Annotated in this window: 11 protein-coding genes; 6 read left to right on the forward strand and 5 right to left on the reverse strand. The window is 69.0% G+C overall.

Annotated elements, in window-relative coordinates:
• Nucleotides 1-203 precede the first annotated feature (203 nt).
• Entirely contained in the window at nucleotides 204-983 is a 780-nt protein-coding gene (locus RPX00_RS09145; protein ID WP_406639027.1) for an IclR family transcriptional regulator, read from the forward strand.
• Nucleotides 984-1167: 184 nt separating this feature from the next.
• On the opposite strand, the gene RPX00_RS09150 is transcribed toward RPX00_RS09145, so the two are convergent.
• The 3 genes from RPX00_RS09150 to RPX00_RS09160 are packed head-to-tail and all read right to left on the reverse strand — an operon-like array spanning nucleotide 1168 to nucleotide 3281.
• Complete coding sequence (locus RPX00_RS09150) at nucleotides 1168-2445, reverse strand: RNA polymerase sigma factor (protein ID WP_406639029.1); 1278 nt, start codon at nucleotides 2443-2445, stop codon at nucleotides 1168-1170.
• Nucleotides 2446-2499: 54 nt separating this feature from the next.
• Nucleotides 2500-2856 carry a YciI family protein gene (locus RPX00_RS09155; RefSeq protein WP_406639031.1) on the reverse strand — a complete coding sequence of 119 codons (357 nt, stop codon included), beginning with the start codon at nucleotides 2854-2856 and terminating at the stop codon, nucleotides 2500-2502.
• Entirely contained in the window at nucleotides 2856-3281 is a 426-nt protein-coding gene (locus RPX00_RS09160; protein WP_406639032.1) for a YciI family protein, read from the reverse strand. The genes RPX00_RS09155 and RPX00_RS09160 overlap by 1 nt, the downstream gene beginning before the upstream one ends.
• Nucleotides 3282-3415: 134 nt before the next feature.
• Here RPX00_RS09160 and RPX00_RS09165 point away from each other — a divergent pair, with 134 nt between their 5' ends.
• Both RPX00_RS09165 and RPX00_RS09170 read left to right on the forward strand, forming a co-directional pair.
• Nucleotides 3416-4414 carry a small ribosomal subunit Rsm22 family protein gene (locus tag RPX00_RS09165; protein ID WP_406639034.1) on the forward strand — a complete coding sequence of 333 codons (999 nt, stop codon included), beginning with the start codon at nucleotides 3416-3418 and terminating at the stop codon, nucleotides 4412-4414.
• A gap of 92 nt (nucleotides 4415-4506) precedes the next feature.
• The gene (locus RPX00_RS09170) at nucleotides 4507-5265 is read left to right on the forward strand and encodes a maleylpyruvate isomerase family mycothiol-dependent enzyme (protein ID WP_406639036.1); all 759 of its coding nucleotides are present in this window, start codon (nucleotides 4507-4509) and stop codon (nucleotides 5263-5265) included.
• Between the two features lie 5 nt (nucleotides 5266-5270).
• Here the strand turns inward: RPX00_RS09170 and RPX00_RS09175 are convergent, their stop codons facing one another.
• A complete protein-coding gene (locus RPX00_RS09175) occupies nucleotides 5271-6542 on the reverse strand; it encodes a cytochrome P450 (protein ID WP_406639037.1) in 1272 nt (423 codons plus the stop codon).
• A gap of 47 nt (nucleotides 6543-6589) precedes the next feature.
• On the opposite strand from RPX00_RS09175, the gene RPX00_RS09180 reads away from it, so the two are divergent.
• Entirely contained in the window at nucleotides 6590-7318 is a 729-nt protein-coding gene (locus tag RPX00_RS09180) for an alpha/beta fold hydrolase (RefSeq protein WP_406639038.1), read from the forward strand.
• Between the two features lie 21 nt (nucleotides 7319-7339).
• Complete coding sequence (locus RPX00_RS09185; protein WP_406639040.1) at nucleotides 7340-8164, forward strand: acyl-CoA thioesterase; 825 nt, start codon at nucleotides 7340-7342, stop codon at nucleotides 8162-8164.
• Nucleotides 8165-8179: 15 nt separating this feature from the next.
• Here the strand turns inward: RPX00_RS09185 and RPX00_RS09190 are convergent, their stop codons facing one another.
• Complete coding sequence (locus tag RPX00_RS09190) at nucleotides 8180-8734, reverse strand: hypothetical protein (RefSeq protein WP_406639042.1); 555 nt, start codon at nucleotides 8732-8734, stop codon at nucleotides 8180-8182.
• A gap of 330 nt (nucleotides 8735-9064) precedes the next feature.
• Between RPX00_RS09190 and RPX00_RS09195 the strand changes: the two genes are divergently transcribed.
• Entirely contained in the window at nucleotides 9065-9277 is a 213-nt protein-coding gene (locus RPX00_RS09195; protein WP_037354589.1) for a hypothetical protein, read from the forward strand.
• Nucleotides 9278-9587: the final 310 nt, after the last annotated feature.

The raw sequence follows: 9587 nt of genomic DNA on the forward strand, positions 1-9587 counted from the left end.
GAGGGTGACTCCAGTCTCCGTTACCCTTTGTAAGCAGTCTTACCGATCGGAGGTTGAACCATTCGGCGCAACCTTGACCTTGCAGTCTGACAGGGATCGGTCAAGATCTTCCGTCCATACATCGGAGGTGTTAGCGTCCAACCCCGCTTGATGGCACCACGCACCGGTGACCGGGAACGCAGAGCGACAGGCGGAGGGCGAACGTGGACGCAGCAGCACGCGGGCTGGACCAAAGCGGCACCCTGGAGCGTGGGCTCGCGGTGCTCGAACACGTCGGGCAGCACCAGGAAATTTCCACGAACGCGCTTGCCAGGCAACTGGGTTTGTCGCGCAGCGCGGCGTACCGGATCGTCGGCACGCTGAAGCGGCTGGAATACCTGGAGGCGGACACCGTCACCGGACGCGTGCGCCTCGGCACCCGGCTGGTCGAGCTGGGCGCCCGCGCGATGGCGGCGACCGATCTGCACCGCTGCGCGCCGCGGTATCTCACCGCGCTGGCCGAGCGGTCCGGGGAGACGACCTACCTCGCGGTGCCGGACAACGACGCGATGGTTTACGTCGCGACCGAACGCAGCGCCAGCGCGGTCACGCTGGCCTGCCGCCTCGGCACTCGACGGCCACAGCACGCGACGTCGCTGGGCAAGGCGTGGCTCGCCGCGCTGCCGGAGGCCGATCGGGTGGAGCGCGTGCGCCGGATGAAGCTGGACAGCCTCACGTTGAAGACCATCAACGACCCGGTCCGGCTGCTGGACGAGCTGGCGCGCACCCGTCGGCGCGGCTGGGCCGTGGACGACCTCGAAAACGAGCCTGACGTCGGCTGCGTCGCGGCGGCCGTACGGGACCACTCGGGCCGTCCGATCGCGGCGATCAGCGTCGCTGGGCCCGCGCCTCGGGTGATGCGGCGGGCGGACGAACTGGGCGCGACGGTGGCCGGGACCGCGGCGGCGTTGTCGATGCGGCTGGGGTACGTCCGGAACCGCTGAGACTGTTCACCGGATCGGGTTGGCTGGCCTGTTTCCGTAGCTGCTACCAGCGGAAACAGGTTATCCACAGGCATGTCGACTTGTGGACAACCCTGGGGATGGCGGGGTGCGGGCCCGGGAATTGTCGGGCTGGTGGTGGACCGTTGCCGGCATGTCGATCACTCGCGCACCGCACGGTGCCCAGCTACTTCGTTCCCGCTTCCAGCTTGCTGCACGACTCGGCCCGCTCCAGCAGCAGCGCGCGCTCCCGTTCGTTGCCCGTCATCTTCGCCGCGCGCTCGAACTCGGCGCGCGCCTCGTCCCGGCGGCCCAGCTTGTACAGGAAGTCGCCGCGCACGCTCGGCAGCAAGTGGTAATTCTTCAACGCAGGCTCAGTCAGCAATTTGTCCACCAGCACCAGCCCGGCTTCCGGTCCCTCGGCCATCGAGACCGCGACGGCCCGGTTCAGCTCGATCACCGGAGACGGCATCAGCTGCGCCAAACCCGCGTACAGCGCGGCGATCCGGGGCCAGTCGGTGTCGTCGGGAGTCACCGCCACGGCGTGACAGGCGGCGATCGCGGCCTGCGCGGAATACGGCCCGTACGTGCCGTCCGCCAGCCGTTCGGACCGGGCCAGCGCGGTGAGGCCGCGCTGGATCAGCAGGCGGTCCCAGCGGCTGCGGTCCTGGTCCATCAGCAGCACCGGCTCGCCGTTCGGGCCGGTGCGCGCCGCCGACCGCGACGCCTGGATTTCCATCAGCGCCACCAGGCCGTGCACTTCCGGTTCGCCGGGCATCAGACCGGCCAGCACCCGGCCGAGCCGCAGCGCGTCCTCGCACAGCGCGGGCCGCATCCAGTCGTCGCCGCGCGTCGCGGAGTAGCCCTCGTTGAAGATCAGGTAGATCACTTCGAGCACCGCGGGCACCCGTGCCACCCGCTCGTCGCCGACCGGGGTTTCAAACGGCACCTTGGCGTCGGCGAGGGTCTTCTTCGCCCGCACGATGCGTTGCGCGACAGTGGATTCCTTCACCAGGAACGCGCGGGCGATCTCGTCGGTGCTGAGCCCGCCGAGCATGCGCAGCGTGAGCGCCACCCGCGCCTGGGTGGACAGCACTGGGTGGCATGCGGTGAACACGAGCCGCAGCAGGTCGTCCTCGATCTGCTCCTCGTCGAGCACCGCGTCGAAGTCGGGCAGCACACCCTCGCCGAGTTGCTCGGCCTCCCGGCCGATCTCGTCGAGCTTGCGGCCGAGGGTTTCGTTGCGGCGGAAGAGGTCGATGGCGCGGCGCTTCGCGATCGTCATCAGCCAGGCGCCGGGATTGCGCGGCACCCCGGTCTCCGGCCACTGTTCGAGCGCGGCGACGAGCGCGTCCTGCGCCAGTTCCTCGGCGAGGCCCACGTCGCGGGTCATCCGCGCGAGCCCGGCGATCACCCGCGCCGACTCGATCCGCCAAACGGCCTCTACCGCACTTCGCGTGTCCACCGGCCCATCAGACCGGCCCGGCCCGCCCGAGGCAACCCTCGGACGGGCGCGGAGTCACAAGGCGTCCACCATCGGGCGGATCTCGATCGTGCCAGCCTGCCGGTCCGGATTGGGCGCTCGCTTCATCAGCTCCACGATCTCGGCGACCGACTCCCCCTCCAGAATCCACACGCCGGCGACGAGTTCCTTGGTCTCGGCGAACGGACCGTCCACCACGTTCGGCTCCGCCTCCCCCTCGAACCACAGCAGCCGGGCACCCTCGGCGCTGGGCGTCAGCCCGGCGGTCTGCACGAGGTGGCCGGATGCGGCGAGTTCCGCGTTGAACTGGTTCATCTGCTCGATCAGTTCGGCGCTCGGCGGGGCTCCGGCTTCCGATTCCGCGCTGGCCTTCACCAGCACCATGAACCGCATCAGTTCTGCGCGGCCTGCTCGCGCAGCTTCTCTTCGGCCTCGCGCAGTTCCGGGGTGAGGTTGTCGCCGAAGTCCTCGGCGTCGAAGATCCGCCGGATCTCGATCTCGTGGTGCGCGCCGTCGGTGTTGGGCACGCGCTTGATCCACTCCACCGCTTCCTCGAGCGAACGCACCTGGAGGATCCAGAACCCGGCGATCAGTTCCTTGGTCTCGGCGAACGGACCGTCGACCACGCTCGGCTCGCTGTCTCCGGAGAACTTCACGCGGGCGCCTTCGGAGCTGGGCGCCAGCCCCTCGCCCGCGAGCATCACGCCGGCCTTCACGAGTTCCTCGTTGAACTTGCCCATCTCGGCGAGCATCTCGGTGCTGGGCAGCTGGCCCGCTTCGCTCTCTTCGCTGGCCTTCATGATCACCATGAATCGCATCTTCGGTTCCCCTTCGCTCTCGGCTTGCTTTCACCCATGCGTCGAACGGGCCACAGCCGGATCGACAAGGTTCTCGAACTTTTTTCTGGTCGTGAAACTAGCAGGTCAGGCGAGCTTCAGCGGACAAAACAGGCATGGGAGAATCGGTGTCCGTGGCAGTACTCCCCGAACCTCTCCGCGCCGCCCTCGACGACGAGCTGGCCCAGTTCCCCGAGTCCCGGCTCGCGCAGGCCGTGGACCGGCTCAGCAAGCGTTATCGACAAGGCGACTCGGCGACGTCGCCGATCCTCTCCTCCGAGCTGGACGTCGCCGCATACGCCGGGTACCGGATGCCCGCGACGTACGCGGCAGTCAGCTCCGTGCTGGGCGAGGTGGCTGCCGCCGCGCCCGGGTTCGCTCCGAAGACGCACGTCGACATCGGCGGCGGCACCGGAGCGGCAGTGTGGGCAGCGGCCGACGTCTGGCCGTCGCTGGAGAAGTGCACTGTCCTGGAACAGGTGGCGGCCGCGCTGGCGCTGGGACGGAAGCTGGCGGCGAACTCCGACGAGCCAGCCGTCCGCACCGCGGTCTGGCAGCGCGGACTGGTCGATTCCGCGTCAGCCGCGCCGGAGGCTGATCTGGTCACCCTGTCGTACGTCCTCGGCGAGCTGCCCGAACGCGGCCGTGCCGACGTCGTCCAGTGGCTCGCCGCGAAGGCGGGCACGGTCGTGCTCATCGAGCCCGGCACCCCGGCGGGGTTCGCGCGGATCCGCGCGGCTCGTGAAGTGCTGCGCGAGATGGGCCGCAGCGTGGTGGCGCCGTGCCCGCACGACGACGCCTGCCCGATCAAGCTGGGAGAGGACTGGTGCCATTTCTCCGCCCGGCTGCCCCGGAGCGGGGTGCACCGGCGGATCAAGTCCGGCACACTGGGCTTCGAGGACGAGAAGTTCTCGTATGTGGCGGCTACGTCGGCACCGGTCGACCGTCCGTCGGCTCGGATCATCCGGCATCCGCGCAAGCACAAGGGGTTCGTGCAGCTCGACCTGTGCACGGTCGACGGACTCGCACCAGGCACCGTCGTGTCGAAACGGCACGGCGTGCGGTACCGCGCCGCCCGCGACGCGGAATGGGGAGACGCCTGGAGCGTGGAGTAACCCGCGGATATTTTCTCCGGCCGCGATGTCGGGATGGCGGTGCCGGCTCCGACTGTCCGGTGTCAGCGGATCTGAACCGGAGGGGACATCGGATGGACTTCCACGAGCGTTGCGCGGAGATCGTGCGGCAGACGGAACTGCTCGCCGCGGCTGTCGAGGGCGCGGACCGGGCCGTGCGGGTAGCGGCCTGCCCGGAGTGGAACCTGGGCCAGCTGCTCGATCACGTCAGCACCGGTCATCGGTGGGCGGAGGAAACCGTGCGTACCCGGGCCGACCATTGGCTGCCGGACGACGCGCTCCGGAATCCGGTCGACAGCCCGAGGCCAGCGTCCTGGCTTGTGGACGGCGCGAAGACGTTGGTCGCGACGCTGCGCGAAGCGGGTCCGGACGCGGAGGTGTTCACACCGGTGCCGAACGGGCCGCCGCGTGCAGCGTTCTACGCGCGCCGGTTCATGAACGAGACGCTAATTCACCGCGCCGACGCGACGCTGGCGGCGGGCGGGGAATTCACCGTCACGCCGGAAGTCGCGCACGACGCGATGGAGGAATGGCTGGAACTCGGGTCGCTGCCGCTGTTGCTGGAGCACGTCCCCGAACGCCGGGAACTGCTCGGCCCGGACCGCACGATCCACCTCGCGCCCACGGACCACGCGATGTCGTGGACGGTCGATCTCACCGGCGATCAGCTGGCCTGGCATCCGGGCCCGCCGGAGAACGCGGCGGTCACCGCGTCCGCGCCGCTGGGCGACCTGCTGCTGATGGTCTACGGCAGGCTGACGGCCGAGGTCGCGGATCGCACCGGCGACACGGCGTATCTGGACCGCTGGCTCTCGATGGTCGGTTTCGGCTGACCCAGTCAGTCCCACCGGATCGGGAGGCTCTTGAGCCCGTTCTGGAAGTTCGACCGCAGCCGGCGGGGTTCGCCCGCGAGGCGGACCTCGCCGAGCTGGTCGAACACCGCCTCGAACAACGCTCGCATCTGCACCCGCGCGAGGTGCGAACCGAGACAGAAATGCGGACCGTGGCCGAACGTCAGGTGTTCGCTCGGCGCGCGCGTCACGTCGAACACGTCCGGATCGGGAAAGACCGTCTCGTCGCGGTTGGCCGACGAAAACCACACCACGACCTTGTCCCCGGCCTTGATGTCCACATCGGACAGTCGAGTGTCCTGTGTCGCGGTGCGGCGAAAGTGCATCACCGGCGTGTGCCAGCGCAGCATCTCTTCGACCGCGCCGGGCAGCAGGCTCCGGTCGTCGAGCAGCTTGCGGTACTGCTCGGGATGCGCGAGCAACGCGGCCATCCCGCCGGGCAAGCCATTGCGCAAGGTTTCGTTGCCCGCCACGGAAAACAGCCAGAAAAGGTTCTCGAACTCCTCAATCGACACCCGGCCGCCGTCGTCGTCCACGTACTGCATCAGGTTGCTCATCACGTCGTCGCCGGGATGCGCGCGTTTGTGCTCGCCCAGTGCGTGCGCGTAGGCGTAGAGATCCGGCATTCCGGCGCGGCTGCGCGGATCCGGCATCTGGCCGTCCGGGCCGGGTTCCGGGCGCACGGCCAGTGCGGCGCGGGCAAGGTCGGTGACGTCGTCGGCGCGGACGGTCGCGCTCACCGCGTATTCGGCGTCCTGGAAGCCGATCACGCGGTTGCTCCAGTCGAACATCAACCGGCGGTCCCGCTCCGGCACGCCGAACACCTCGGCGAGTGTGAGCAGCGGCAAGTCGGCGGCAATGTCCTTGGCGAAATCGCATTCGCCGCGATCGGCGACCGCCGCGACGAGATCCCGCGCCCAGCCTTCGATCCGCTCAGTGATCCGGTTGATCGCGCGCGGAGTGAACGCCTTCGTGAGCAGCCCGCGCAGCCTGCCGTGCTCGGGCGGGTCCATGTTGAGCATCATCCGGCGCACGTACCGCAGGTCCTCGGCGGTGGCCGGGTCACGGATCTGGGTGCCGCCGAGCTGCGACGAAAACACCGCCGGGGTGCGAAGCACGTGCCGTACGTCGGAGTGGCGCAGCACTGCCCAGAAGTCGCCGATCCTGGTCACCGGTGTTTCGCGGCGCAGGCGGGCAAGGAGGTCGTAGGGAACGCCCGTGACGTAAGTGTCCGGGTCGGCGATGACAGCACTCGACACGTTCCGACCCTAGCCCCGAGACCACCGCCTGCGGAAAGATCCGTCCGGTGGAAAAGCTGAAGCTGCGCGTCACCGGACACGGCGAACCACCGGTCCTGCTCCTGCACGGGCTCGGTTCCACCGGCGCGGTCTGGGACGGCCTCACCGGCCTGCTCGACCAGCGACTGCTCGTGCCCGACCTGCCCGGACACGGCGGCTCGCCACGGCTGCCCGAGTACTCGTTCGAGACGCTCGCGGCCGCGGTTGCCGACGCGCTGGACGAGTCCGGTCCGGTCGTTGTCCTCGGCCATTCGCTCGGCGGTGTCGTCGCGCTGGAACTGGCGAGCGGCCGCTACGGGCTCGACGTCAGCAGCGTGCTGGCGGTGGGCATCAAGGTGGAGTGGAGCGAGGACGACCTGGCCCGGACCGCGGCGCTGGCGGCCCGTCCGCCGAAGTTTTTCGACACTCGAGAGGAGGCGGAGACCGCGTACCTGAAGGTCGCGGGCCTGACCGGGCTGGCTCCGGCCGACCCGGACGGCATCACCGAAACCGCGGACGGCTGGCGGCTGACGCTGGACCCGCCCGTCTTCGGTGCCGGCGGCCCGGACATGCCGCGGCTGCTGGCGGACGCACGCTGCCCAGTGATGCTCGCCACCGGCGAAAACGATCCGATGTCCCGCCCTGAGCAGCTGCGCGCCCTCGTTCCCGAGGCAGTGGTCCTGCCTGGGCTCGGGCACAACGCGCACGTCGAAGATCCAGCCGCGGTCGCGTCGTTGCTCAGCCCGCAGACCAGCTGAGCAGGCGCTTAGACTGGCCGGGTGACGACGATCGATCCGACCCGGGCCGGGCTAGACCAGCTGCTGAAGCTCGAACCGCTCGAGCTGAACCTGTTCCGCGGCTGGTGCCACCAGGGCTCCCCGCAGCGGGCGTTCGGCGGTCAGGTCGCGGCGCAGGCCCTCACCGCGGCCGGCGCGACCGTGCCCACGGCGCGGCACGTGCACTCGCTGCACGGCTATTTCATCCGCGGCGGCCGCACCGACATGCCGATCATCTACGAGGTCGAACGCACCCGCGACGGCGGTTCGTTCACCACGCGCCGGGTCGTCGCGATCCAGAACGGCGAAAGCATCTTCAGCCTGTCCGCGTCGTTCCAGACCGAGGCCGAAAGCAGCGCGCACCAGGCTCGGATGCCCGACGTCCCCGCCCCGGACGAGGCTGGCGTCGTCGAACAGGACCGCTCGCCGATCGTCCTGTCCGCCATCGAGGTCCGCTTCGTCAGCAACCCGGAAACCGGCCTGCCCGACACCGGCCGCGGTCCGCGTCAGCAAATCTGGGTGCGGGCGAAAGACGCGCTGCCGGATGCCCCGCTCGCGCACGTCTGCGCGCTCACCTACATCTCCGACATCCGCCTGGCTGGCACCGCCCTGCTGCCGCACCGGGACGACCCAGGCGAACCACAGCTGACCTCGCTGGACCACGCGGTGTGGTTCCACCGCCCGTTCCGCGCGGACGAATGGCTGCTCTTCGACATGGAAAGCCCAAGCTACGCAAGCACCCGAGGCCTGACCCACGGCGAATTCTTCACCACCGACGGACGTTTGGTCGCCTCAGTGACTCAAGAGGTACTGCTGCGCAGGCGCTGAGTCCGATGTAGACACTCAGCCAAGCCGAACCCGCACCGGCCCAGCCTGCTCCGCGGCAACCTCCGCAACGGGCGCGCGCAACACCTTCGACAGTTGCCACGCCTCAAGCCCAGCGAGAACCGTGTTGGCGACCACGAGCACCAGATACAGCCCGGCCTGCACCGAAAGCCGGAACGGATGCTGATCAGTCGCCCCAGCCAGCAACGAAATGTGGCACGCCACGACGACCGCCATCGAAGCCGCGGACAGCCCGCCGAGCACGATCAGCAACGCGCGCAGCGCCCGGGTGCGCCGCCAGTGCAGCGCGCCGGTCTGGACCAGATCGGGCGTGCTGACCATGATCAGCCCGCAGCCGTATCCGGAAAACCCGCCGACCACCCCGCTGCCCGCGACCAACGCCGTCGTCAGGTGATACGAAACCGGCACCCGGTACGCGGCGAGGATCGCGGACACGCAGACCAGCAGCCCCAACGGCAGGTGCGGCCAGCCGTACCAGGGAAGCCGCCGCTCCATCCGGAGGATCGTCGGCAGGTCGATATCGCGGTACGCCTCGGGGTCGCGCAAAGCCATTCGCACCGTTCCTCTCGTCCCGGAAACCCCCGGTGTGTGCGCGGTGACCGGCGAAGCCTAGGGCAGGCCGCCCGGCCGTGCAAAATCCGCCTGAGCCGTCCCGGAGAGCGACCAGGTCACCCCTGCTTTCGTACGGTCACTCCCACTCACCGAATTCACCCCTTACTCCGAACTTCCACGTGACCCACACCACCCGGTGGTCCTCCCATATCCTCCCGACCAGCATGAACCATCGCCGAACCCGCGTTCACTTCTTGCGCTTCCTACGGGGTTGTCCCGGGATGTCCGGTAGAGCGATTTTCTGTCGGTGGTGCCAGTTAGGCTGCAGGCATGAACACCGACGAACCAACCGTCGCCGCCGAAGATCTCGCCCAAGGCCAGTGGTTCTGGCACGAACCCGCTCCCGGCCTGCGTTCCTGGCCGCTGCAGGTCGCCACGGCGGAGATCCTGGAAGACGCTGTCCGCATCATCACCACCGACGAGGTCCGCGAACTGGTCTCGTACGCCCGCGACCGCCGGGTCCGCCTGGCCGTCGCCTCCTGAACGGAAACACCGACAGCACCATCACTGGGGAAATCTGGGGGACCGGGCCGGACGCATCCGCGAGCGGCCCGTCCAATATGGACACCAACTCCGACGCCACAACCCTCGGCTGGTTCTGGCGCTGAGGTTTCGTAACTTCCAGCAGTTGTCCGCGCTCTGCGGTCGCAACGCTGCGCTTGTCTCGCAATAGTCACGACGATGGCATCTTGCGCTCGCTTCGCGATGCTGCCCGCCGCCGCACGTCTGCTGCGCCGGGATGGCCGCCTTTCGATCGCGCCCGCACAGGCAACAGCGGCCGCACGAACCACAC

Source organism: Amycolatopsis sp. WGS_07 (assembly GCF_045278895.1).
Lineage (GTDB): Bacteria > Actinomycetota > Actinomycetes > Mycobacteriales > Pseudonocardiaceae > Amycolatopsis.

Coding starts and splice junctions, on each gene's coding strand:
- RPX00_RS09155 (WP_406639031.1), bottom strand. CDS start 2,856: ATGCGGTTCATGGTGCTGGTGAAGGCCAGCGCGGAATCGGAAGCCGGA.
- RPX00_RS09160 (WP_406639032.1), bottom strand. CDS start 3,281: ATGCGATTCATGGTGATCATGAAGGCCAGCGAAGAGAGCGAAGCGGGC.
- RPX00_RS09165 (WP_406639034.1), top strand. CDS start 3,416: ATGGGAGAATCGGTGTCCGTGGCAGTACTCCCCGAACCTCTCCGCGCC.
- RPX00_RS09170 (WP_406639036.1), top strand. CDS start 4,507: ATGGACTTCCACGAGCGTTGCGCGGAGATCGTGCGGCAGACGGAACTG.
- RPX00_RS09190 (WP_406639042.1), bottom strand. CDS start 8,734: ATGGCTTTGCGCGACCCCGAGGCGTACCGCGATATCGACCTGCCGACG.
- RPX00_RS09195 (WP_037354589.1), top strand. CDS start 9,065: ATGAACACCGACGAACCAACCGTCGCCGCCGAAGATCTCGCCCAAGGC.